Raw genomic sequence first — 24,147 nt, 5'->3', positions numbered from 1 at the left:
AGTCGATTTGTGAGTAATCTTTCGCTTCACCGCCGTAAGTTTTTGCACAGATTGTTGCAATCGCAGCAGTTAAAGTTGTTTTACCATGGTCAACGTGACCAATTGTACCCACGTTTACGTGTGGTTTATTACGTTCAAACTTGGCTTTAGCCATGATGATCTTCCTTTATGAACTGCTCATGAGGGTCGCCCATGAGCACTTGGTTTTTAACTAAATTTTAGTTGGGTAATATAGTAATCGAAAGATTACTCGTCGTCACCTTTTTTACCGCCAGCTTGGAACTTAGCGATAATGCCTTCAGCCACGTTACGTGGAGTTTCAGCGTATTTAGCGAATTCCATAGAATAAGTCGCACGACCTTGAGACATAGAACGCATTTGAGTCGCGTAACCAAACATCTCTGCAAGAGGAACTTCAGCCTTGATCGCTTTTGTTCCGCCAGGAAGATCGTCCATACCTTGAACCATACCACGACGACGGTTTAAGTCACCCATGATATCGCCCATGTAGTCTTCTGGAGTTTCAACTTCAACTTTCATGATCGGTTCAAGAAGAACTGGATCTGCTTTCATGAAACCGTCACGGAAAGCATATGAACCTGCCATTTTGAACGACAATTCGTCAGAGTCGACGTCATGGTAAGAACCATCATAAAGAACTGCTTTAACGCCTACAACCGGATAACCAGCCAAGACACCGTTCTTCATGCGTTCTTGAATACCTTTATCAACTGCACCGAAGAATTCTTTTGGTACTACACCACCAACAACTTCTTCAGCGAATTCGTATTCTTTACCAGCAGCTTCAACGTCAAGCGGCTCTAAACGGACATATACATGACCGAATTTACCTTTACCACCTGTTTGACGAACGAATTTACCTTCTTGCTCAACAGTTTTCTTAATCGTTTCACGATAAGCAACCATTGGTTTACCGATATTCGCTTCAACACCGAATTCACGCTTCATACGGTCAACGATGATGTCAAGGTGAAGCTCACCCATACCAGCAATAATTGTTTGACCAGATTCTTCATCAGTACGAACGCGGAATGATGGATCTTCCTTAGCCAAACGGCCTAAAGCGATAGACATTTTTTCTTGGTCAGCTTTAGTTTTTGGTTCAACAGCCAATGAAATTACTGGCTCTGGGAATTCCATACGCTCAAGTGTAATGATGTTTTTCTCATCACAAAGTGTATCACCCGTAGTAACGTCTTTAAGACCTACACACGCTGCGATATCACCTGCACGGATTTCATCAAGATCTTGACGCTCGTTTGCGTGCATTTGCACGATACGACCGATACGTTCACGCTTAGATTTAACTGGGTTATAAACCGGATCACCTTGTTTAAGAACACCAGAGTAAACACGTACGAATGTTAAGTTACCTACGAACTTGTCGTTCATGATTTTGAACGCAAGTGCAGAGAACGGCGCTTCGTCAGATGCTTCACGAGATGCTTTAGTTTCATCTTTATCGTCAAGGATACCTTCGATCGCTTTAACTTCTGTAGGCGATGGCAAGAACTGGATTACAGCGTCCAACATACGTTGTACACCTTTGTTCTTGAACGCAGAACCACAAAGCATAACCTGGATTTCAGAAGCCAATGTACGAGTACGTAAACCAGCGATGATGTCTTCTTTAGAAAGATCACCTTCTTCTAGGTACTTGTCCATTAACTCTTCAGAAGCTTCAGCAGCCGCTTCAACCATGTTGGTACGCCATTCTTGAGCAGTATCAACCAGGTCAGCAGGGATATCGCCGTATTCAAACTTCATACCTTGAGAAGCTTCATCCCAAATGATTGCCTTCATTTCGATAAGGTCAACAACACCTTGGAATGTATCTTCAGCACCGATTGGCACAACGATTGGCACAGGGTTACCGCCCAAACGTGTTTTCATTTGTTCAACAACACGGAAGAAGTTGGCACCAGTACGGTCCATCTTGTTCACGAATGCTAAACGAGGCACTTTATACTTGTTCGCTTGACGCCATACAGTTTCAGACTGAGGCTGTACACCACCAACTGCACAGTAAACCATGCACGCACCGTCAAGAACACGCATAGAACGTTCAACTTCAATCGTGAAGTCTACGTGTCCCGGTGTATCAATTACGTTGATACGGTGTTGCGGGAATTGGTTAGCCATACCAGACCAGAAACAAGTTGTAGCAGCCGAGGTAATGGTAATACCACGCTCTTGCTCTTGTTCCATCCAGTCCATTGTTGCTGCACCGTCGTGTACTTCACCGATTTTGTGAGATACACCTGTGTAGAACAAGATACGTTCAGTTGTAGTTGTTTTACCTGCGTCAATGTGCGCAGAAATACCGATGTTACGGTAACGAGTAATAGGGGTTTGGCGAGCCATGATGTCTACATTCCTAAATGTTATATTTAAAACAGGACGCACCAATTAAATTGATGCGCACGAATATCCAGGCAGGCAACTTAAATACCCGCAAAGCCTCCACTTTGATAGAGAGCGATGTTGAATCGAGCTGCAGTACGCATGAATATTCTCCTGATTAGGGACTGTTTTATCCGCTTAGAAACGGTAGTGAGAGAAGGCTTTGTTGGCTTCAGCCATACGATGCACGTCTTCACGTTTTTTGATCGCTGCACCTTTACCTTCAGCTGCATCAAGCAACTCACCAGCAAGACGTAAAGCCATCGTTTTTTCAGAACGCTTAGCAGCAGCATCTACTAACCAACGCATTGCTAAGGCAGTACGACGGGATGGGCGTACTTCCATAGGTACTTGATAAGTAGCACCACCAACACGGCGTGCTTTTACTTCGACCATAGGACGAACTTTTTCAAGAGTGCTCTCGAAGAATTCAACTGGGTCTACTTTGTTTTTTTCTTGAACGCGGTCTAAAGCACCGTAAACGATACTTTCAGCAATAGATTTTTTACCATCTTGCATTACGTGGTTCATGAATTTAGCGATTGTTTGGCTGCTGAATTTTGGATCTGGAAGGATCTCACGAGCAGCGACTACGCGACGTCTTGGCATTTTAATACACCTAATAATATGACACTTCAGGATAATCCAGCAGTTTGTACAAGTGTCATGTACACGACGCTGGCCTTACTATACGTCGCTTGAATTACAAATCTATGAAGAATTCAAACAAGCGAAACGCTAAAGGGTTGCTTGGGCTAGTAACCTAGAATTACTTCTTAGGACGTTTAGCACCGTATTTAGAACGTGACTGGTTACGATCTTTAACGCCAGCACAGTCTAAAGAACCACGAACGGTATGGTAACGTACACCTGGTAAGTCTTTAACACGACCACCACGGATAAGAACAACACTGTGCTCTTGCAGGTTATGGCCTTCACCACCGATGTAGCTAGATACTTCAAAACCTGAAGTCAAGCGAACACGGCAAACCTTACGCATTGCTGAGTTAGGTTTTTTAGGTGTAGTAGTATAAACACGTGTACATACACCACGACGTTGTGGACAAGCCTTCAACGCAGGAACTTTTGATTTTTCAATCAAAGTCGTACGACCCTTACGGATCAACTGATTTGTTGTTGCCATTTGGCAATTCTCCCGTTATTAAACAACCTTAAAAAAAGCAAATAACCTCTTTTTAAGGGCACATAATTGTAAGCCAAGAAGTAAAAATGGTCAACATGACAAATGCTGACCATTTCTTGACTTTGTTACGTTTTGATATCAGAGATATCGACAGCTATTAGCTGTGTTTGGTAGAAGCAGGCTCTACATCCAGTGGTTTTGCTTCAGTGCCGGACTCCGTTGCAAACTCGTCAAATTCTTCATCCTGTTTGTCTTTCAAGGCGGGCTGCTGTTCTGTGTGTTCATGTTCAACCACGTATTGCTCTGCAAGCTGCTGAATGCCCTCTTCCACTTTTTCATCTACAGGTGGCTTGTCAGCCGTGGTTTCTTTGGCCTGGATTGAGACATGGGTAATGACATCATTTTTAGGGGCATCTAGGTTTGCAGCCTTATGGGTATCAGCTTCCGATACGTTTAACAGGCGCGGCGTGGTTTTTTTCAATAATGCTTCAGCTTTATAATAGGCCTCTAATGGGGAAATATTTTCCTCCGAATGCTCGTTTAAGTAGAAACGTGCAGCTCCAAAAACAGATTGTGCCTTGTGTCCTACATCTTCAAGCAACCGCCAGCTATAAAAACCACTTAATGCCGCTCCGGCAACAGGTGTCAGCTTGCCCACCACAGACACTTGAGGAATATGGTTTAACCACTCCCACTTGAATTGCCCTTCGTCATTCACCAGCCATTTCTTAACCAGATCAAAATCATTGTCTGATCCGAGCAATTGTTGGAATTGCTGTAAATCATGTGTTTCCAGCATCGACTTCAGTGCCTTCAAGGCCACCAGCAAGGTTTGTTTTTCTGCAACCAGACTGAGATCAATTTCTTTAAAGATAAATGCCACGATGTCCTGATCGGCCTGTTCTGACAAATCAAAGCCATGTGAGCGGCCAGTCTGATAGATTGTACGCAAGGTCAAGACAATTGAAGCGGGAATATCAATCGCCGCGCCCCAGACACCTGTTGCCCCGGTCACTGCACCCTGCACTGCTGCCAATAACTTGTTCTGCTCAATCAACGCCTGACTTAAACGCTGTGAACGTCCCGTATCTGTAGTGAGCTCCATAATGTCCTTGACCCCGGCCTCTTCAAGGATCTTTTCTGTCAGGGAGCTATTTGAACTAAACTCGTTGAGCCACTGGAATAAATAGTCAGATGCTTTTTCACTCAAATCAGGCGAGACAAAAGAGGCGATCCGGTTCACACGGCTGTAATGACGGCCCAGAAACTGATGTGAAAGTTTTGGAAACTGTTGACGTAGCATCTGTTGCGGGCTTTCGTATTTCTCCACTTCAAACGGGCTTTTAAAACGTGCCTTGCCTTCAACCGTATTTGAAGCGTTTGCAAGATCAGCCCCAGATGTAACTGGCGCCACTTGAAGTTTTTGTAATTCTGAACTGAGCTTTTTAGCCACTCCAAAGGCCTGTGCAAATAAACCTGAAGATTGCTTGTTTTTAGATTTTGTCATCAAGTACCTCTGTTATGTAAGCTGTGCATGTCTAGGTAAATACTAGGTTGAATGCAGATTTATCTCAACTTTTATGTGTGTACTTTCATTACGTTTCGTCACCATAAATGCAATATTTACGAATATTTACATAACTGGAAATAGACATAAAATTTGCCATAAGAAATAAAAAACCTTTCTGCTATCATGGTGTCATTCACTCATAAGCCATTTTCATCGTTATTTTCTCCTCAATTGTATTCATAGCGAGATACACAGGGCTTGGTATTACCATAAAAGGGATCTGTAAATGAAACGTGTTGTAATCACTGGTATGGGCATTAACTCATGTATCGGTAACTCTTTAGAAGAGGTCACTCATTCTTTAAAAAATGGAATCTCGGGAACACGTTTTAACCCAACTTATGCCGAACTTAATTTTAAGAGTCATGTCAGCGCAGCAGCTGAGCAGGATTTTGACGGAATCGACCGTAAACTGAAACGCTTCATGGGCGTATGTGCCATGTATGCCTATAACGCTGCAATCGCAGCCGTAGAACATGCAGGCCTGAAACAAGAAGACCTGGCCAACAACCCACGTTACGGCATTGCGGGCGGTTCAGGTGGCAACTCAACAGCCTCTGTTGCAGAGATGGTTAAATTGCTAGAAGAAAAAGGTGCGCGTAAAATCGGTCCTTTCTTCGTTCCCCGCAACATGAGCAACACCATTACCGCCAACGTTGGTGTGGCCTTAAAACTTCAAGGGATCGCCCATTCTATTACCAGTGCATGTGCAACTTCTGCCGATGCCATCGGTTATGCCTACAACCTGATTCAGCTGGGCAAACAGGACCTGATGCTAGCGGGTGGCGGTGAAGAAGACCATTGGTCACAAAGCTTGCTGTTCGATGCCATGGGAGCATTGTGCTCAAAGTATAACGACACACCGGAAACCGCATCTCGTCCATATTCAAAAGACCGCGACGGTTTCGTCATCGCAGGTGGCGGCGGTTTCGTGGTACTTGAGTCACTTGAACATGCGCAGGCGCGTGGTGCAAACATTCTGGCTGAAGTGGTTGGCTATGCTGCCAATAGTGATGGTGCAGACATGGTTGCACCAAGTGGTGAAGGTGCAACACGCTGTATCATCATGGCACTGGATGAAGCAAAACAGCATGGTGTAGAGCATATTGACTACGTCAACACACACGGTACTTCAACACCAGCAGGTGACGTAACCGAACTTAAAGCAATGGAACGTGCATTTGGTGAAGGCAAGGTTCCACCACTGAGCTCGACCAAATCCATGACTGGTCACAGTCTGGGGGCTGCTGGTGTTCAGGAAGCCATTTACTCTGTATTAATGATGCAAAATGACTTCATTGCACCTAACATTAACGTGACCGAGCTGGATGAAGGCGCACAAGGTTTCGATATTGTACTTGAAAAACGCGAGGCAAAACTGAATACTGTGATGAGTAACAGTTTCGGCTTTGGCGGTGTAAACGCCTGCCTTATTTTCAAGAAGTGGGATGCGTAGAGGGTCTGTTGACATTTCACAAATGCTTGCGGCCAAGGGTATTTTAAGCCAATCCAGACATGACTAGAGCAATCCGGTCATTTCAGGTGATGAGCAATCCTTATAGCTGTGTAACATAATGCAGCTTCAGGAACAGCGTTCCGCAAATAAAATATCCCTGAGCCAAAGTGTGATGGCTAAAACTTCGTTATGACATCTGTCCATGCAAATCTCATGGTCAGATGTCATGTCGTTTTCAGGGTTTGGATCGATCACGAGCATGACTAAATATCAGCCCCCTCCTCTCACTGAGGATTATCGATGGATGCACCTTCTGATGCTTTCTTGTGGGTAAAAGCATTACATATTATTGCGGTAGTTTGCTGGTTTGCAGCATTGTTCTACCTTCCTCGTCTCTATGTCTACCACGCCATGAGTGAAGATGCTGTCAGTCATCAACGCTTTGAGGTGATGGAACGCAAGCTGTATCGCGGCATTATGTGGCCGTCTATGATTGCCACCTTAGTTACCGCCCACTTTCTGGTCGACTGGGGAGATGCAACCCGGCATTATCATGACGCCTTATGGTTTTATCTCAAGGTAGGCTTGGTCGGCCTGCTGGTGATTTATCACCTGGTATGTGGTTATTACCGTAAAAAGCTGATTGGCAATGCCCATTACAAGTCACATAGGTTCTGGCGCTTCTTTAATGAGATGCCAACCCTGATTTTATTTGCAGTGGTTATTTTAGTTGTTGTAAAACCTCAGTTTTAACTGAGGTTTTTTTATTCTAGAATAAAATAAATCCTGTATTGTTCATGTTTGAAGGTCAGATGATCAAAGTAATTCAACAAGGGCTAGATCAATTAAAAAACCGGTTCATTTCCAGCCTGATGCTTTACCTCAAAATGAATCAGTTTCACTATCGCGGCTTAACTTCTGGCGAGATTGAAATGGCACGTCCTGTGTTTGGCAACCTGATTGACTATACCGCGGTCAAGATTTTTAACACCCCTTACCTGCCTTGGCAACCCGACAATATTTTCATGGCCCCCAACGGCAACCTGTTTGTCCATCAAAAATATTTTTGTGCCGATTATTCAAAGTGCTCAATCGCCTTGCAGGGGATTTTTATCCATGAACTGGCACATATTTTACAGTTTCAACAGCAGACCAATGTCATCCTGAAAGGAGCCATCCTGCAACTCGGGTATTACCTCAGCTTTAAGTATTACGATCCTTATCAATACCAATTCGATCCCGATAAGGCTTTCTGCGACTATAACATCGAACAACAGGGAGATATTGCCCGCGATATCTTCTTAAAAAGAATTCCCAATATTATTTTGAGGACATAAAAAAGCCCTGTCATTGATTTACAGGGCTTTTTAGATAGGGCTAGCGCAAAGATTATGCAGTCGTGCCTTTACCCGTTTTTTGTGCAGGTTCATAGTCAACATCCATATCAGTGGTAAAATCTACACGCATTGCATCCTTAACAATGGTTCCCATACGTCCTACGCCAATCGCCAGACCCAAGGTGATGACAGGTAGCAAGATCGTTGAAGTCATGATTTGTTTACCTCGTTTATTTAAAAGATGAATCTCATGTTTAAGCGTGTGGCTCTTGCTCACGGAACATGACTGTACCAATACGGCCCACCACGACAGCCAGACCAAATGCAATCACCGGGAATAATAAAACTGACATATTCACCACCTCTTCATTTACGTGTCTTCATACACCTGAACTATCTCAAAATGTATAGTCATTCACATTATTAGCGATCATAGCAGTGCACAAATGTACACTCAAGTGTAGCAATAATATTCCCGACAAACGGCAAACCGTACCCAAAAACAAAATAAAATTTTGATATTGTTATCTTTTATAAAAAGTACAGATGTTTCATTTTTTCTATTATTTTTCATAAATTGTCTAAAAGCTGTTCTTTTTATTAGAAATTTCAGCAGTGTGAGATACCGTAACAAAGGCGTCATGCCAATATGCGAAGATGACATGAAAAAAACCTGACGGGGTTATATTAAATTTATCCACATTCATGCACTATAACTACCTAAACATTGAGAAATGTTGCTTTTTCATACAGAAAAACTCGTTATTTTTACGCAGAAAAATGTGCATTTGGTATATATTAGTAAACTTGTCATTTTTCTTTAAGATATAAAATGTTTGGCGCCCTGATATACAATTTTTTTTAATAATTATACTTATACAAATCAAAAACTTGTGTATCAAAACTTGTTAAGACTTAGGATTAGGTTTGAATGAAAAATTTTAAAGTTGCCCTTGCTCAGTTCTCTCCGCATATTGGCAATATTGACTCAAATACCCAGAAGATGATTGAGCAAGCAAATTTAGCGAAACAACAACAGGCTGATTTGATCATCTTTCCTGAATTATCTACACTCGGCTACCCTGCGGAAGATTTAATCCTCCGTCCCAATCTGCAAAAACGCACCCAGAAAGCGTTTGCCCAGCTGAGTGAAGTTAAAGACATCGTCATGGTGTTTGGCTTTGTACACCAGACTGAAGACGGCCATCGTTATAACTCTGCTGCAGTCATGAAAGACGGTCAGGTCTTAGGCGTTTACAACAAGCACAACCTGCCAAATTACGGCGTGTTTGATGAAAAACGTTACTTCCAGGAAGGCCATCAGCATCTTGTATTTGAGTATCTAGGACACAAGTTTGGTGTGCTGGTGTGTGAAGATGTCTGGTCGCTCAATACCGTGAAGCAGCTCAGCCAGTTAAATGTTGAAACCGTACTTGTGTTAAATGCCTCACCTTATGAGGTTGGTAAACCACAACACCGTATTCAGACCCTGAATGAACTGGCTAAACAACTGCATCTCAATATTGTGTATGTTAACCAGGTCGGTGGACAAGATGACCTGATCTTTGATGGAACAAGTTTTGTCAGCAACAAGAATGGACAACTGGCCTTGCAGGCACCAAGCTTCCAGGAAGCTGTCTATTTTGCCGAATATGATGCAGAACAAAAGCAGTTCAAGATTGCTGAGGCCATTCCGGCTCTGGATACCTTTGCTGAAATTTATCAGGCACTGGTGATGTCAACCCGCGACTATGTACAGCGCTCTGGCTTCCCGGGTGTCATTCTCGGATTATCGGGCGGGATCGATTCGGCCTTGACACTGGCAATTGCAGTCGATGCAATTGGTGCTGATAAAGTCCAGGCCGTGATGATGCCTTATACCTATACCTCTCAAATGAGTGTAGAAGATGCTACAGAACAGGCACGCCGTATGGGGGTAACTTTCGGTATTGCCGAGATTCATCCAATTGTAAACAGCTTCATGCAGACCCTGTTCCCGTTCTTTGGCAATGCACCGGCAGATGCAACAGAAGAAAACCTGCAGGCGCGTACCCGTGGCACCTTGCTGATGGGCCTGTCGAACAAGTTTGGCAACCTGGTGCTTGCTACCGGCAACAAATCCGAGATTTCAGTGGGTTACTGTACGCTTTATGGTGATATGGTCGGTGGCTTCTCGGTACTTAAAGATGTCTACAAAACCATCGTGTTCGAACTGGCAAAATACCGTAATACCCTGGAAGATACACCAGTGATCCCGGAACGTGTGATTAGCCGTCCACCATCAGCAGAGCTGCGTCCAGATCAAAAAGATCAGGACTCATTACCTGCTTATGATGTACTTGATGCCATCTTGTATGCTTATATAGAAGAAGACCTCAGCCAGGCCGAAATCATTGCCAAAGGTTATGAAAGCGATGTAGTCGAAAAAGTGATTCGTCTGGTTGATCGCAATGAATACAAGCGTCGTCAGGGCGCGATTGGGCCACGGATCAGTTCACGTGCTTTCAGTCGTGAACGACGCTACCCGATCGTCAACGGATGGACCGCGAATGACTGAAAAAATTGTTTCTGAAAAGTCACAATTACTTGCTCAAGCACTTTTGCTTGAGCAAGTTAAGTTTTATAAAAATCAACTTACAACCCAACTTTCCGCTGATTTCTTTCAGCAATTTATCCAGCTCTTTTTGCAACATGCACCCAATATTCAGCTTAAAGAAGTGGTTGAACTAGCGCAAATCCAGGCCGTCGTTAAACGCTATGCGTTTGAAATGCAACTGGGTGCCGGTTTACTGGAGTTTATTGGAGAAATCGCACAAAGACTCCATGTCTTTTCTTTACAGTCATCAGCCCAGTTACAGGATGTATTTTCAGATCACCAGTTTGAAATGTGGCTCTCCAAGTTTTTAGAACTGGAAAATATCCGTCATTATTTAAATCAATTTTTAAAAGACAGTCCTTCTATCCAGCAATTATGCCAATACATTGCAACCACGACCTTACAAAACAAGTTACCTAAATTGTTTACTCACTCAGATGAAGACAGAATTTCTGCAAGTAAGTATGAGTGGCAACAAAAACTAAAAAGCTTTTCCCATCGTCAGCAACAGCGCATTGAACAGAAACTTGAAGAAAGTATTGCCCGGTTTATTCAGGAGCAGCTCGCCGATCTTAGCCTGCTGTCTAATGATGATCTGGAAAGTCTGACGCGTAATGTCTGGGACGACAATAAAAGCAAACCGCTATCGGAATATACCCGGCAGGTTACCCCTCTGGATGTAGAAGAATTTTTTGTGATGATCTATGAGTACTGGAAAGAGTTGCGCCAGTCTGCTTTCATACAGGACTTAATCCTCTACGGCGTCAAGGTTTTTTATGATTTCTATAAGGATGAAAGCCTGGCCGATGTCTTTGCTGCGATTGGCCTGGAAGAAGCCGACCTGCTCAATGAGGCGGTGCGCTTCTATCCCAAAGTGGTCGCTGCTTTAGATGAGCACGCTGTACTTGAACCGATCATTACATTGGTCTTAAAACCGTTCTATGACAGCGCTGGTACGCTCACAACCATCGAAAAACACTTATAAAAATAAAGCCTGTAAATAAATTATTTACAGGCTTATGTGTATCACATCAAGTATTTTCAAATCATACAGATAAAAAGAAACCACGCAGGAGCGTGGTTTTTAAAATGGTGGCTATGACGAGACTTGAACTTGTGACCCCCGCATTATGAGTGCGGTGCTCTAACCAACTGAGCTACATAGCCGTAAACTGTATGCGCATTATCTAGTGTTATGCACTAAGGGTCAAGTGTATGACCTTGAAAATAGAAGACATATGTGTGGTTTTTGCACAAAGGCACCCTCAATTGTACATTTTTTAATTCAAGCCTCCATTTCATAGAGCTTATTGCTCAACCATATCCTCTCCAACGGATCAAGAGCTGACTTTTAAACTTGATGTTTTTTGTTTATATGAAGTGTAAGAGCAACCAATACATGCCACAACAATCATGATAATTGCCATAACCTGATAAGTATTTAATGCTTCAGCTAAAATAAACCATGCCGCCAGAGCACTGATGGCAGGTGAAGCACTGAGCAAGATTCCGAACACATGCGCTGCCAGCCGTCTCATCGCGACAATATCCATTAATAAAGGAATCATGCTAGAGAATAAGGAAACAAATACACAGGTAAAGAATACCTTATAAGAACTTAGCACCAGATCGAGGTGCTGTGCGCCGAGTGGTGCTGCACACATGGTCGCCACCAGCATTCCGACCGCCACAGAACTGCCGCCAGATGAAGCAACTCGTCGTCCATAGATAATATACAGTCCCCAGCACACGGCGGCGGCCAAGGCCAGCCCCATGCCCTGATAGCTAAAATTCTGGTTAACCCCCCCCAGCGGCAAGATAAGAATCCCGATCAGGGCACAACCGGCCCACAGCAAGTCCTGTTTTCTTTTTGACGTTAACATGGCAACGGTCAAAGGTCCCAACACTTCAATTGAAATGGCAAGGCCAACTGACATATAGGCAAAAGCTTTATAAACCAATACATTCATGCCACTAATAAACATGCCGTAAATCAGCAGATTGCCCCAGTTTGTTGTCTGTTGGGAAAACAGCTGCCATGGCCGGAAAATGAAAAACAAGAGCATGGCCGATAAACCCAGCCGAACCAGAGCAACTGTTTCTGGCCCCAGGACAGGAAACAGGGTTTTGGCCACAACGGCCCCCAGCTGTACAGATACCAAAGATAAACAAGCGGCGAGAAATCCGATGCCTTGCCTAGAATCCAGTCCGACCATGTCCATGTCCTGCAATATAGAGATGCAATTTTAGTTCACACCCCAGCAGTTAATTGTGCAATTTCATGCAAGAATACGAGTAAATTACTCTTTATATTTCTTAGGACGAGAGATTTAATCGTGTCAGATATTTCACTGGATCAATTCGATTACGCCATTTTAAGGCAGTTACAACATGACAATAAAATGTCGCACCGAAAAATTGCTGAACTGGTCAACCTGTCACAAGCCTCGGTGCAACGACGGATTGCCAGACTGGAGCAAGAACAGGTTATTGAGAAGAACTGTGCGGTACTCAATCCTAAAAAGTTTGGCGAAAAGATTACCTCGATTATTGAAGTACGTTTGGCCGAAGACCGCTCTATTGTGATGGACCGGGCCAAACACTATTTTGCCCATGTTGATGAAATTCAGCAGTGTTATTTCGTCAATGGCGGCGTTTCTTTTATTATCATTATGATTTCCGATACCCTGTCCCACTTTGAGGCTCTGGTTCGCAAGCATTTTGCCGACAATCAGGATGTCAGGACTTATCGGACGCTCATTGTTTTAGACCGGGTGAAAGTCGGATTAGAATTATCTATCTAGCAACAACAGATAAAAAGAGACCACGCAGGAGCGTGGTCTATAAAATGGTGGCTATGACGAGACTTGAACTTGTGACCCCCGCATTATGAGTGCGGTGCTCTAACCAACTGAGCTACATAGCCGAAAACTGTGGGCGCATTATCTTAACTTTCGCTACACACGTCAAGCACAATTTTCAAAAAATTTAGGAAGTGGGCCTATAAGCCGGGTTCTGTCGAGGACGGTCATTCCTCTAGGCGTACAATCACTCATACGCTCAAGCGACCTACCCGAATCCAGCACGGGCCGTGCCTCAGGATTCCTATTTGGTCTTGCTTCAGGTGGGGTTTACCTTGCCGTGAACTGTTACCAGACACGCGGTGCGCTCTTACCGCACCCTTTCACCCTTACCGATCCTACCTGACCTCCCTTTATTCAAGGGAGGAACGGAGGGATTGGCGGTCTACTCTCTGCTGCACTTGCCGTCGGCTTTCGCCGCCCAGGCGTTACCTGGCACCTTGCCCTTTGAAGCCCGGACTTTCCTCCCCTGCTTCAGTCACGGAGACCTCCACAGCAGCGACCGTCCGGCCCACTTCGTGGCGCATCTTATCAAAATTTGCCGTTAATTGCTCGCATTTTTTTGCGCAGTCAGTTTTTTATATTTCTGCATCAGCTCATCATGCGTCTCGGCATGCTGAGGATCGAGCGGAATACAATCGACCGGGCAAAATAACTGACACTGTGGCTGCTCATGATGACCGACACATTCTGTACACAATGCAGGATCGATCTCATAAATCAGTTCACCCATATAAATGGCTTCATTGGGACATACAGGCTCACAGACATCACAGTTAATGCATTCATCTGTAATATATAAAGACACGTTACCAACCTTGTTGATGTTTACGTTCAAAGGCCTCGACCACGACGGCAGGCACAAATTTGGTCACATCACCTTTTAAACGGGCAATTTCTCTCACCAAAGTTGATGAGATAAATGAATATTGCTCAGAGGGTGTTAAAAATACCGACTCAAAATGTGGATCAAGCTGACGGTTCATATTGGCCAGTTGAAATTCATATTCAAAATCTGAAATCGCTCTTAAACCACGAAGTACGGCTGTTGCCTTCTGTTCACGAAAAAAATTCACCAGCAAGCCATCAAAACCGACAAACTCGACATTGTTCAGATGACTTAGGGATGCTTTGGCTAATGCTACACGCTCTTCTAAACTAAACACAGGATTTTTATGATGACCAATCGCAATTGCAACGACAACTTCATCAAACATTTTTGATGCTCTTGCAACCAAATCAACATGTCCATTGGTAATTGGATCGAAAGTCCCCGGATAAATCACACGTGTTTTAGACATGCGGTGTACTCTAGTTAATGAGATAAGGTGCGTATTTTAACAAAACTTCAGCCTAAACGCTAAATTCCTAAACATTGGAAAAAGATTGCATTTTGCGGCACAATAGAAGCAATTGTGGAAGTTTGAATTATGGCGCAAGCAACAGTAGTGAAGAAACATAATGGTGGCACGATTGCTCAGAACAAGAGAGCACGCCACGATTACTTTATCGAAGAAAAATTTGAAGCAGGCATGTCCCTTCAAGGCTGGGAGGTCAAATCCCTGCGTGCCGGACGTATGAGCTTGACGGAAAGCTATGTCATTTTTAAAAATGGCGAAGCGTTTTTATTTGGCTCACAGATCCAGCCATTATTGTCAGCCTCGACCCATGTGGTTCCAGAAGCAACACGTACACGTAAATTGTTGCTGTCTCGTCGCGAGCTGGAAAAACTGTTAGGTGCAGTCAACCAGAAAGGCTATTCATGTGTGCCCCTGGCCTGTTACTGGAAGGGTCATCTGGTCAAGCTTGAAATTGCGCTGGTGAAAGGTAAACAGCTACATGACAAGCGCGCAACCGAAAAAGACCGGGACTGGCAACGTGATAAGGCACGTATGCTGCACAAATAAAAAAAACCTCCAGTCATGGAGGTTTTTTATTGCACTCGATTAAGGATGGGCATGTTTCAGGCCCAGGGTAGCCAGATAATGTCCAAACTGTCTTGCCGTTTCGAGATCACCCTCTGGTGGCGTCACTTCCACACTGGCATTGTCTGACTGGGTCATCAGGCCTAAAAAGCTGGACATGCGGTTAATATCAGATGGACTACGGCCAGTTGGCATAAATGGCAAACCAGCCCAGAGCATGCCATGCTGCATTGCAAACAGGTTAATCTGCTGTAATACAGCCAGCTTGTCACCACTGAGTCCGCCCCCATTAGTAAAACCGGCCGCCAGCTTGCCTTGCCATGTTCGTGCCAGCCAGCGCTTGGAGGAGTCTTCCATAAACTGTTTCAAGGCAGAAGTTAAGCTTCCCATGTAAGTCGGACAGCCCATCACAATGACATCTGCCTGATCCAATAGCTCCCACTGGGGTGCAGCCACAGATAGCAAATGCACTTCTGCACCTGCCTGCTCCGCCCCTTGAGCAAGGTATTGCGCAACTTTGGCGGTGTGTCCATAAGGACTATGATAAATCACACACACTTTGACTTGGGAAGCATTTAACTCAATAACAGACATGGAAAATTTAAAAACCAATGAATTTGATCAAGTTTAACATTTTTAAATGCGTCAAGGCCAACCACTCAGGCAAACAATGCAATTTATTGCATAAATACAAAGGTGGCCATACGACCGGTTTTGGCATCGCGGCGGTAAGAAAAATAATCTTCGGCTTGCTGATACGAGCATTGATCGCCCCCCAGTACGGTCTCTACGCCTAAACGCTTTAAAATAAAACGGGCAATGGCGTACAGATCGGCCTGATATTTACCTTCGGCCTGTCCTGCCATAAATGCAGCTGCCAGTTCAGGATATTTATTGCAGAACGCAGTCTTGACTTCGGCACCCACTTCAAAGCAGGGCTGGCTAATCGCCGCCCCCAACCATGCCCAGGTCGGTTGCGACTTCATTTCAGCAACCGTATTTTCCACGATTCCTGTTGCCAGTCCCCTCCAGCCTGCATGCAGATTGGCCACTTCGGTAGCATCGGCATTGCCCAGCACGACAGGCAGGCAATCGGCGGTCATCATCATCAAGGCATGGCCTGCACGTTGTGTCACCAGACCATCCCCCTCGAGGGCCACAAACGGAATTTGTTCATTTACGGTATGGCAAATGGTGCTATGCGTTTGTGTCATCCAGGTGATTTTATCCACCCCGAATTTGGCCAGCTGATTCAGCAAAATCATCCGATGTTGCTGCACCCGCTGTGCATCATCCTGCACATGCAAAGCCAGATTAAACCCCGACAGGTGGGCATTCGGTGTTGCAAGGGCCTGAGGATGTGCAATACCTGTCTGGCCCACAAATACACCTTTGGGCAGTCCCTGTACAAATTCCATAAAATCCCTCCCCTTGCGGAATATATTCCTCACCCTTTTTCAAAGGGAGGCGCTGAACAAATCATCCTTTACAAAAAAGGAGCTTTACTTAATAGGCTTCATTTTCACTGCGCAGCACTTCGACCAACTGGACAAAGTCTTCCGGCCACGGCGCTTCAAACATCATTTCTTCACCTGTACGTGGATGCACCAGCCCCAGTTTGGCCGCATGCAAGGCCTGGCGCTTGAAGCTGCGTAACATCTCCGTCAGTTTTTCTGAAGCCCCGGCAGGAAAACGTACACGATTGACATAGACAGGGTCTCCCACCAGGCCATGCCCCAGATAACTGAAATGTACACGGATCTGATGGGTACGTCCTGTTTCCAGCTGTGCCTGCACACGGGTAAAGTCACGGAAGCGTTCTTTGACGTTATAGTGTGTGACAGCATCACGGCCACCCGGCAAAATCGCCATTTTGATCCGGTCTACCGGATGGCGCTTGATCGGTTCATCAATGGTGCCACCTGCAATGATATTGCCGTAGACAATCAGGTCATAAACACGGTAAACGGTTTTCTTTGCCAGTTGCTTGCTCAGTGAAAACTGGGCTTCCAGATTCTTGGCAACAACCAGTAAGCCACTGGTGTCCTTGTCAATACGATGTACCAGACCGGCACGAGAAAGCTCGGCAAGTTTTGGCTCATGATAAAGCAAGGCATTGACCAGTGTACCGCTCGGATTGCCCGCACCCGGATGCACCACCATGCCCACTTCTTTATTGATCACAATAAGATCGTCATCTTCATAGACAATATTTAGCGGAATATTTTCCGGCTGGCTTGAGGTCTGTGCTTCAAGCTCCACCTCAAGCGTCAACAGCTCATTGCCTTCACAACGATACTTTGGCTTCACCATGTTACCATTTACCAACAGATGGCCGTCTTTCATCCACTGCTTGAGTTTTTCACGTGAAAACTCGCTCCAGACCATAGCCGCAACCTGGTCGATACGTTGCCCTAAATAGTTTTCATCGATTTGAATTTGCAACGATAAACGTGTTGCAGTTGAGTCAGAATTATGATTATCTGCATCGACAGAATCTTCGAGTAAGAAATCTGTCTCAGAGAAGTTTGAATTGGAAGATTGTGCTGAAGTCATTTGATGATCGGTACAAAAATGGTTTAATAGCACCATTGTAGCTCATTGCCCAGAATAACAGAGGAGTTTTTATGTCGCTACCACGTTATAAAATTACGGTGCTTGCACTATCTTTAGGTGTAGCGTCTGCATTTGTGGGCTGTAGCAGCAATCCAAGCAAGAAAGAAGTGGTTGATAAAGGACCACAATCAAGTGAACAGGTTTATTATGAAAAAGCCTTAAAATCACTGGAACGCAATCAATATACCGATGCGGTCAAATCACTGGAAGCCCTCGATACCTACTATCCGACCGGGCAATATACACAACAGGCACAGCTTGAACTTCTTTACGCCAAATTCAAACAAAAAGATTATGAAGGTACGATTGCACTGGCTGAACGTTTCATTCGCTTGAATCCACAGCATCCCAATGTTGATTATGCTTACTATGTACGTGGTGTAGCCAACATGGAAATGAACTATGACAGCTTGATTCGTTATACCTCATTACAACAATCACACCGTGATGTGAGTTATGTAAAAGTTGCGTACCAGAACTTTGTCGAGCTGATCCGCCGTTTCCCAAGTAGCCAATACTCGGTAGATGCTGCCCAGCGCATGAAATTTATCGGTCAGGAACTGGCTGAAAGTGAAATGAATGCTGCACGTTTCAACATTGAGCGTAAAGCTTGGTTAGCTGCGGCTGAACGCGCACAATGGGTGATTGAACATTATCCACAGACCCCGCAAACCCCTGAAGCTTTAGCCACTTTGGCATATAGCTATCAAAAATTAGGTGATCAGGCCACTTCTCAACAATATGTCGAGATCCTGAAACTGAACTATCCAAATCTGGTCAAATCGAACGGTGAAGTCAATTTACGTGCAGCACGTAAAGAAGGCAGCTGGGTCAACCGTGCCACTTTGGGCTTGTTAGGTCGTGAGTCGCAAACAGTAGAAGTGAAAAAAGCTGCAACCGATGGCGATGCCGGTCAACGCAGTTTAACCAATCGTTTAAGTTTTGGCCTACTGGACAAGCCAGCAACTGAAACAACCGTTGCACCTGCACCGGCTGCTGTGCCAGAAGCACCTGCAACTACAGACAAACCGAGCTGGAAAAACCGGTTAAGCTTTGGCCTGTTAGACAAGCCAGAAGCCAAAAACACGGCTGAGGATGATGCTGCAAACTAATTTGCAATCATCTGATACAGCAAACAGGCAAGTCTCCCTTGCCTGTTTTTTATTTTATGCAACAATGATTGCTGACATTTTTGCAGTGCAATGATGTTTTATTCCCTGTCTGAAATGGTTAAACGCACATGGCAATTCCACAACATACGATTGATCAGATTCTGGATCGGACCGACATTGTCGACTTGATCGGTCAACGTGTGAAGTTAAAAAAGACAGGACGTACCTATTCAGGCTGTTGCCCATTTCATCAGGAAAAATCGCCCTCTTTCCACGTCTACCGTGACAAGCAGTATTTCCACTGTTTCGGCTGTCAGGCCAATGGGAATGCCATCCGCTTTTTGATGGATATTGATGGCCGCAATTTCATTGATGTCATGAAAGAGCTGTCGAGCAAGACCGGTGTCGAGCTTCCGAAAGATAATCATGACAACAAGAAGCTGTCGTATAAACGCAGTCCACAACAGGCCGCTGTAGCCCAACCGGTAAAAGCTGCGCCAGACAATCCGGCGCTCGCACCCGCAGTTGACGAATTTATCGATGGGCATTTTGTCGATCTGGACCGGGTGATGGATGACCCGTTTGCCCAGTTTGATCCTGCATTTAATATGGATGAACAGGTACAGGAAGGTAACCTGTATGACCTGCTGGAGAATGTGGCGCAGTTTTATGAACGCCAGTTACCAAATAGTCAAAAAGCACAACACTATTTCAGACAACGTGGTCTCTCGGCCCAGACCATCCAATTCTGGCGTTTAGGCTATGCACCTGAAGACTGGCAACATCTTGAAAAAGCCTTCCCGCAAGATATCGAGGGCTTGAAACAGCTCGGCCTGATCCGCTCCAGTGACAGCGGCCGGGATTTTGACTTGTTACGTGAACGGGTGATTTTCCCGATTCGTGATCATAAAGGCCGTGTGGTCGGTTTTGGTGGCCGTGCACTCAATGACGAGATTAAACCTAAATACATCAACTCCCCCGATTCGGAAGTGTTCCATAAAAACCAGCTGCTCTATGGTCTCTATGAAGGCCGTAAACTCAAAGCCAATGACTGGCTAATGGTTGAAGGTTATATGGATGTGATTGCATTACAGCAATATGGCATCAATGGTGCTGTTGCCACACTGGGAACCGCCAGCAATGCAGAGCACCTCACCACATTGTTTAAGCAAAATTCCCGTATCACCATTGCCTTTGATGGGGATGCCGCAGGCCAGAAAGCCGCACGACGCACGCTGGAAATCGCACTGCCACTGCTAAACGATGGCCGTGAATTAAAATTCTTTGTTTTGCCCAACGAGCATGATCCTGACTCGCTGATTCGCCGTGAAGGTCTGGAAAATTTCCAGAAGCTGCTGCAACAGGCACCGCTGTTATCCGACTTTGTATTTGCCCATTTAACCGGCCAGCATGACATCAGCTCGCCTGAAGGTAAAAGCCTGGTAATGGGTGAGTTACGTGAATTGACAGAGCTCTTACCAAAACATGGTTCATTTCGCTATCTGCTGACCCAGTCATTTCGGGAAAAACTGGGCTTAGGCAAAAAATACACGCCACAAATCAGTCATGATGCATCGTTATCCTTTAACATCCAGACCAAGGATGAAGATTTTGCCGTGGCGATTTTGATGCACCACCCCTTCTTGTACATCCATTTTGAAGAGTTGCGTGCCGTCATTGACCAGAATGAACTGCTGGCAAAAATTCTGGCTGCCTTGAATATTGTATTTGATGATTTGCCGGATGATCAGGAACTGGCAACCTATTATGTGCTGGGGGCATGCAGCAGCTATAGCCATGAACTGGCCGATATCATGCAGCGTACTAACATCCAGACCCTTACCCAGGCTCCGGAAATAGCAGATAAACTTGCCAAGGAATATGCCTTGGGCCTACAAGAAAAATATCTGCGCTTAAAGCTTAAATCGCCGATTTCCTTGGTTGAGTCACGCAATCTGCGACAACAGCTGAACGAACTGACCAAACAGATAAGCTTGCGTTTACTGTCCTAACTACTCTGCCTTACTGTCTTGGCTTGCGTTCATGCTCGAATACATCTTGCAGATGCTGCTGTAACCATTCAAAGTAGTCCGGATTTTCAGCTTTGGCGGCTTCTCTTAATAAAATTGAAGTCGGATGCATCAGCTTCTGTGTTAAGCGATGCGCAAACTCCTGTAATACCTGCTCTGCAGCATGGCCATGCTGTAACGACTCTAAGGCATGGGCCAGTTCTTTCTGGCTGATTTCTTCACTATGCTGACGATAAGCCTGAATGGTACCACTGGCCTCTTTCACTTTTTGCTGGGTCATCAACTGGGTGGCCAACTGATTCACCATGATCTCGGCTTCCACCGCGGCCTGACGGCGCTGCGCCAGATTTTCATCAATCACGCTTTGCAGGTCATCGACTCCGTACAGATAAACGTTGTCCAGAGACTCGACTTTCGGATCAATATCACGCGGCACCGCCAGATCGACCATCAGCATCTGTTGATAACGGCGCTTTTTCAAGGCGGCCTTGACATCTGAATACTCAATCACTTGATGCAAACTACCTGTACAGCTTGAGATGACATCTGCCCGATACAGATTTTCTGAAAGTGCAGCAAAAGGAATAATTTCTACCTCGACCTGATGTGCAATCTCCCGTGCCAGCAACTCTGCACGTTCACGGCTCCGGTTACAGATCAGGATTCTGGCCACGCCCATTTCAGCCAGATGCTTGGCCACCAGACTATTCATTTCTCCGGCAGCCACAACCATTACAGTCAGTTTTTCAGGACGGCTAAACACTTGCAATGCCAGTTGAGCAACAGCATAACCCATTGAAACTGCGTGACTTCCGACTGAAGTTTCAGACCGGACCCGTTTGGCGGCATAAAAGGCATACTCAAACACACTGTTCAGTTCTGGTGATACCGTGTCTGCTTCCTTTGACAGTGCCAAGGCACTTTTTACCTGCCCTAAAATCTGTGGCTCGCCCAGCATCAGCGAGTCCAGACCACTGGCAACGCGCATCAAATGTGTAACAGCCTGGGCATTCTCGTAACGATAAACATGATGAATTAACTGTTTTACATCAATATTATTCACTTGGGCCAGCCAGTTCAGGACGCTATCCGCATCTTCTGTCATGGCATACACTTCGGTACGGTTGCAGGTTGATACCACCACCAGATCATTCAGCGATGAATCCTGGTTTTGTTCAAGCAATAGCGCAGCTAATCGCTCTGCATTGAAAGCAATTTGTTCACGAAGTTCAACAGAAGCTGTTTGATGGTTGACACCCAATGCAAAGAAAGACATATCAGATCATCATTTCGCTAAATTTATGTTATTGTGCAACATCGGTGTCATAAAAAGCATTACTTTGGATCAATAAAAATTGCGTCAGCTATATCGCCGTACCCTTTTCAGCGGCAAGACGATTAGACGGTATTCTACCACAATCTTGTTGTTAGGTAGCATGAGCTCTTATGTCTCTGCACAAGCAATACACGACATGTATGCAGACAAGAGCTTTGAAAATGCTTTAAAACAAAGCATGATTGCTGAATTCTCGCTTGCTTATGACGATATTGCAACAGCACTGCATAATTATACGGTGCTTGCAATTCGTAGCAACTCAACCACAATCAAGCAACGCGCCCTGGATGTTGCCTTAGAATATAACGACTTACAATCGGCTTTAAATATTGCCACGCACTGGGTTGAACAGGAACCCAAAGACGTACCGGCATTATTTTATTTATCGCATATTGCCCTGAAAACCCATGAATACGAACTTGCGGCCAAAACGCTAGATAAAATCCTATATATTGATCCGACTGCAGATCTGGAAGAGATTCTGGCCGGTATCGCACCGGAACAGGCACAAGACCGTGAAGTCCTGTTAAACGCCCTGCGTGCCAGTGAAGAACGTAACAACCCTTCCATTCTGGCCCTGATTGCAGGTCTGGAAGCCCAGGATGGCCTATACGAGCAGGCTCTCGGCAATATTAACCGGGCTTTAAGAAAACGCTCGAAAACCACCAGTTTCATTTTAATGAAAGCCAACCTGCTCATGGCCCTGCAAAATGATGAAGAAACACAAAAATGGTTTGCCAAGGCCAGCAGGAAGAATAAAAACAATATTGACATCCGTCTGGCAGAAGCACGCTACTACATCCAGATCAATCAGCAGCAAGTCGCTTTAGACAAACTTGAAGACATCATTAAAGATCATCCGCAAGCTGAAGAAGCCCTGTTTATTGCCGGTCTGACCAGTATTGATTTAAAACAGTATGAAAAAGCCGAGCAATATCTGGTGGAGTTACGTTCTTCGGCCAAATATCAAAACGAGGCATATTACTATCTGGCGATCAATGCGCAGCGCAAACAGCATTATGAAACCGCCAAGGCTTATTACCGTCTGGTTGATGGCAGTCTTTACATCGTATCGCGTCGTAACATGATTGCGATTTTCGAAAAACAGGACCAGCTTAATGATGCCCTACGCTTCCTGACGCAGGAACGTGTCAACTATCCACAGCATGCCAGTTTCTTGTATCAGGCTCAGGCCGACATCTTGAAGAAGATGGATAACAAGAAAGCGGCTTTAGCCCTGCTGGATGAAGCAATCAAGAATTTGCCGGATGATCCGGAACTGATCTATGCCGAAGTCCTGTTACTTGATCCATATACAGACCGGGACAAATTAGACAAGACCCTAAAGCAGCTCTTGAGTATCGAACCGAACAGTCCGACCTACCTGAATGCCTACGCCTATACCCTGGCCTTGCAAAACCGTCGCCTGAAAGAAGCCCGCCGATATGCAGAGCTGGCGCTGGATTTTGCACCAGAACAGGCCTCTATCCTGGATACACTGGGCTACATCGCTTTCTTGCAAAACGATTTTGATACTGCTGCCAAAGTGTTAGGTCAGGCTTATTCCATCAGCCAGAATATCAATATCGGCATCCGCTATGCCAAGGCATTGTATATGCAAGGTGCACTCACGCAATTTAGCGAGGTGTTACAGCAATTGAAACAAAAACATGCCAATGCCCCACAATTACAGCAACTTGATAGCTTAATCTTACCCATCACTGTAAAAAAGAGTTAAAT

The 24,147-nt window shown here is 45.0% G+C and carries 23 protein-coding genes, 2 tRNA genes and 1 other RNA gene; 10 read left to right on the top strand and 16 right to left on the bottom strand.

What is annotated here, in order from left to right; translation table 11 throughout:
* The 5 genes from OC23_RS18690 to OC23_RS05045 all read right to left on the bottom strand — a co-directional run.
* Nucleotides 1–154 (bottom strand): GTP-binding protein (locus OC23_RS18690; protein WP_159725216.1); only part of this gene is annotated, 154 nt, incomplete at its 3' end.
* A 92-nt stretch (nucleotides 155–246) separates the two neighbouring features.
* Nucleotides 247–2,385, bottom strand: coding sequence for an elongation factor G (gene fusA / locus OC23_RS05060; protein WP_038343227.1), 2,139 nt, complete (start codon nucleotides 2,383–2,385; stop codon nucleotides 247–249).
* Between the two features lie 177 nt (nucleotides 2,386–2,562).
* The gene (rpsG, locus tag OC23_RS05055; protein WP_038343226.1) at nucleotides 2,563–3,033 is read right to left on the bottom strand and encodes a 30S ribosomal protein S7; all 471 of its coding nucleotides are present in this window, start codon (nucleotides 3,031–3,033) and stop codon (nucleotides 2,563–2,565) included.
* Between the two features lie 160 nt (nucleotides 3,034–3,193).
* The gene (rpsL, locus tag OC23_RS05050) at nucleotides 3,194–3,568 is read right to left on the bottom strand and encodes a 30S ribosomal protein S12 (protein ID WP_004638184.1); all 375 of its coding nucleotides are present in this window, start codon (nucleotides 3,566–3,568) and stop codon (nucleotides 3,194–3,196) included.
* Between the two features lie 157 nt (nucleotides 3,569–3,725).
* Complete coding sequence (locus OC23_RS05045) at nucleotides 3,726–5,075, bottom strand: EcsC family protein (protein ID WP_038343225.1); 1,350 nt, start codon at nucleotides 5,073–5,075, stop codon at nucleotides 3,726–3,728.
* A 289-nt stretch (nucleotides 5,076–5,364) separates the two neighbouring features.
* Between OC23_RS05045 and OC23_RS05040 the strand changes: the two genes are divergently transcribed.
* The 3 genes from OC23_RS05040 to OC23_RS05030 all read left to right on the top strand — a co-directional run bounded on the left by OC23_RS05040 (nucleotide 5,365) and on the right by OC23_RS05030 (nucleotide 7,931).
* Nucleotides 5,365–6,594 (top strand): beta-ketoacyl-ACP synthase II, encoded by a 1,230-nt coding sequence (locus OC23_RS05040; RefSeq protein WP_038343224.1) that lies wholly within the window; start codon nucleotides 5,365–5,367, stop codon nucleotides 6,592–6,594.
* Nucleotides 6,595–6,894: 300 nt separating this feature from the next.
* Nucleotides 6,895–7,347 carry a CopD family protein gene (locus tag OC23_RS05035; protein ID WP_038343223.1) on the top strand — a complete coding sequence of 151 codons (453 nt, stop codon included), beginning with the start codon at nucleotides 6,895–6,897 and terminating at the stop codon, nucleotides 7,345–7,347.
* 59 nt (nucleotides 7,348–7,406) lie between these two features.
* On the top strand, nucleotides 7,407–7,931 hold the full coding sequence (locus OC23_RS05030; RefSeq protein ID WP_038343253.1) for a hypothetical protein: 525 nt from the start codon (nucleotides 7,407–7,409) through the stop codon (nucleotides 7,929–7,931).
* A 52-nt stretch (nucleotides 7,932–7,983) separates the two neighbouring features.
* Here OC23_RS05030 and OC23_RS19265 read toward each other — a convergent pair whose 3' ends face one another.
* Nucleotides 7,984–8,145, bottom strand: a complete 162-nt coding sequence (locus OC23_RS19265; RefSeq protein ID WP_171194750.1) for a hypothetical protein — start codon at nucleotides 8,143–8,145, stop codon at nucleotides 7,984–7,986.
* 717 nt (nucleotides 8,146–8,862) lie between these two features.
* Here OC23_RS19265 and OC23_RS05025 point away from each other — a divergent pair.
* Nucleotides 8,863–10,488 carry an NAD+ synthase gene (locus tag OC23_RS05025; RefSeq protein WP_038343222.1) on the top strand — a complete coding sequence of 542 codons (1,626 nt, stop codon included), beginning with the start codon at nucleotides 8,863–8,865 and terminating at the stop codon, nucleotides 10,486–10,488.
* Nucleotides 10,481–11,512, top strand: coding sequence for a hypothetical protein (locus OC23_RS05020; protein ID WP_038343221.1), 1,032 nt, complete (start codon nucleotides 10,481–10,483; stop codon nucleotides 11,510–11,512). The genes OC23_RS05025 and OC23_RS05020 overlap by 8 nt, the downstream gene beginning before the upstream one ends.
* A 105-nt stretch (nucleotides 11,513–11,617) precedes the next feature.
* On the opposite strand, the gene OC23_RS05015 is transcribed toward OC23_RS05020, so the two are convergent.
* Nucleotides 11,618–11,694: transfer RNA gene (locus tag OC23_RS05015), tRNA-Met, on the bottom strand.
* Between the two features lie 170 nt (nucleotides 11,695–11,864).
* Nucleotides 11,865–12,743 (bottom strand): EamA family transporter, encoded by an 879-nt coding sequence (locus OC23_RS05010; protein WP_038343218.1) that lies wholly within the window; start codon nucleotides 12,741–12,743, stop codon nucleotides 11,865–11,867.
* Between the two features lie 120 nt (nucleotides 12,744–12,863).
* On the opposite strand from OC23_RS05010, the gene OC23_RS05005 reads away from it, so the two are divergent.
* The gene (locus OC23_RS05005) at nucleotides 12,864–13,331 is read left to right on the top strand and encodes an Lrp/AsnC family transcriptional regulator (protein WP_038343213.1); all 468 of its coding nucleotides are present in this window, start codon (nucleotides 12,864–12,866) and stop codon (nucleotides 13,329–13,331) included.
* A 45-nt stretch (nucleotides 13,332–13,376) separates the two neighbouring features.
* Here OC23_RS05005 and OC23_RS05000 read toward each other — a convergent pair.
* From OC23_RS05000 to coaD, 4 genes are all read right to left on the bottom strand, one after another.
* Nucleotides 13,377–13,453: transfer RNA gene (locus OC23_RS05000), tRNA-Met, on the bottom strand.
* 62 nt (nucleotides 13,454–13,515) lie between these two features.
* Nucleotides 13,516–13,906, bottom strand: an RNA gene (rnpB, locus tag OC23_RS18565) — RNase P RNA component class A.
* A gap of 26 nt (nucleotides 13,907–13,932) precedes the next feature.
* Nucleotides 13,933–14,196: a YfhL family 4Fe-4S dicluster ferredoxin gene (locus tag OC23_RS04995; protein WP_038343211.1), complete on the bottom strand. Its 264-nt coding sequence runs from the start codon at nucleotides 14,194–14,196 to the stop codon at nucleotides 13,933–13,935.
* Between the two features lies 1 nt (nucleotide 14,197).
* Entirely contained in the window at nucleotides 14,198–14,689 is a 492-nt protein-coding gene (gene coaD / locus OC23_RS04990) for a pantetheine-phosphate adenylyltransferase (protein ID WP_038343210.1), read from the bottom strand.
* A gap of 129 nt (nucleotides 14,690–14,818) precedes the next feature.
* Between coaD and smpB the strand changes: the two genes are divergently transcribed.
* Nucleotides 14,819–15,295: an SsrA-binding protein SmpB gene (gene smpB / locus OC23_RS04985; RefSeq protein WP_038343209.1), complete on the top strand. Its 477-nt coding sequence runs from the start codon at nucleotides 14,819–14,821 to the stop codon at nucleotides 15,293–15,295.
* A gap of 39 nt (nucleotides 15,296–15,334) precedes the next feature.
* Here smpB and OC23_RS04980 read toward each other — a convergent pair whose 3' ends face one another.
* The 3 genes from OC23_RS04980 to rluD form a co-directional block, all read right to left on the bottom strand.
* Nucleotides 15,335–15,907 (bottom strand): flavodoxin family protein, encoded by a 573-nt coding sequence (locus OC23_RS04980; protein ID WP_038343208.1) that lies wholly within the window; start codon nucleotides 15,905–15,907, stop codon nucleotides 15,335–15,337.
* An 83-nt stretch (nucleotides 15,908–15,990) separates the two neighbouring features.
* A complete protein-coding gene (gene pgeF / locus OC23_RS04975; RefSeq protein WP_038343207.1) occupies nucleotides 15,991–16,731 on the bottom strand; it encodes a peptidoglycan editing factor PgeF in 741 nt (246 codons plus the stop codon).
* An 88-nt stretch (nucleotides 16,732–16,819) separates the two neighbouring features.
* Complete coding sequence (gene rluD / locus OC23_RS04970; protein ID WP_038343251.1) at nucleotides 16,820–17,869, bottom strand: 23S rRNA pseudouridine(1911/1915/1917) synthase RluD; 1,050 nt, start codon at nucleotides 17,867–17,869, stop codon at nucleotides 16,820–16,822.
* A 71-nt stretch (nucleotides 17,870–17,940) separates the two neighbouring features.
* On the opposite strand from rluD, the gene OC23_RS04965 reads away from it, so the two are divergent.
* Complete coding sequence (locus OC23_RS04965; RefSeq protein WP_038343206.1) at nucleotides 17,941–19,041, top strand: outer membrane protein assembly factor BamD; 1,101 nt, start codon at nucleotides 17,941–17,943, stop codon at nucleotides 19,039–19,041.
* Between the two features lie 128 nt (nucleotides 19,042–19,169).
* Nucleotides 19,170–21,053, top strand: coding sequence for a DNA primase (locus OC23_RS04960; protein WP_038343205.1), 1,884 nt, complete (start codon nucleotides 19,170–19,172; stop codon nucleotides 21,051–21,053).
* A 10-nt stretch (nucleotides 21,054–21,063) separates the two neighbouring features.
* Here the strand turns inward: OC23_RS04960 and hemA are convergent, their stop codons facing one another.
* Nucleotides 21,064–22,347 carry a glutamyl-tRNA reductase gene (gene hemA / locus OC23_RS04955; RefSeq protein ID WP_038343204.1) on the bottom strand — a complete coding sequence of 428 codons (1,284 nt, stop codon included), beginning with the start codon at nucleotides 22,345–22,347 and terminating at the stop codon, nucleotides 21,064–21,066.
* Nucleotides 22,348–22,426: 79 nt separating this feature from the next.
* Here hemA and OC23_RS04950 point away from each other — a divergent pair, with 79 nt between their 5' ends.
* Nucleotides 22,427–24,145, top strand: a complete 1,719-nt coding sequence (locus OC23_RS04950; RefSeq protein WP_038343203.1) for a tetratricopeptide repeat protein — start codon at nucleotides 22,427–22,429, stop codon at nucleotides 24,143–24,145.
* Nucleotides 24,146–24,147 lie beyond the last annotated feature (2 nt).

Origin of the sequence: Acinetobacter sp. A47, from assembly GCF_000805455.1 — a bacterium.
GTDB lineage: Bacteria > Pseudomonadota > Gammaproteobacteria > Pseudomonadales > Moraxellaceae > Acinetobacter.
This window is presented reverse-complemented; position numbering and strand designations above follow the sequence as displayed.